This is a genomic window from Herbaspirillum sp. RV1423 (assembly GCF_000577615.1).
GTDB lineage: Bacteria > Pseudomonadota > Gammaproteobacteria > Burkholderiales > Burkholderiaceae_D > Herbaspirillum.
In genome coordinates, this window is sequence record NZ_CBXX010000131.1 from 1 (window position 1) to 263 (window position 263).

Here is a 263-nt window from a genome sequence, read left to right on the forward strand (position 1 = left end):
ATCCTTGTCGGTGTAATAGCCGCTCTGCGCCATCTGTTGCATCTGCTGCGCCGAAATCAACTGGATGTCGTGATCGTTCTGGAACTGGTTGATGGTCTTGGCCGCGCCCGACTCCGACGGCAAGGTCGAGCCGGTCGCCTGCTGGTACGACGGTGGCGCGAACGACGGCATCTGGAACCCGCCCTGCGGGAAACCGCTTTGCGGGAAGCTGCTGCCCTGCGGCATGCCGTATTGACCGGTGCGGTCGAATACCGGAGGACCGC

General features: G+C 63.1%; 1 protein-coding gene. It reads right to left on the reverse strand.

Annotated features, from left to right (window positions below; genetic code table 11):
- Window positions 1–263: hypothetical protein (locus tag RV1423_RS30505; protein ID WP_034304030.1), on the reverse strand; the 263-nt coding region annotated here is incomplete at both ends.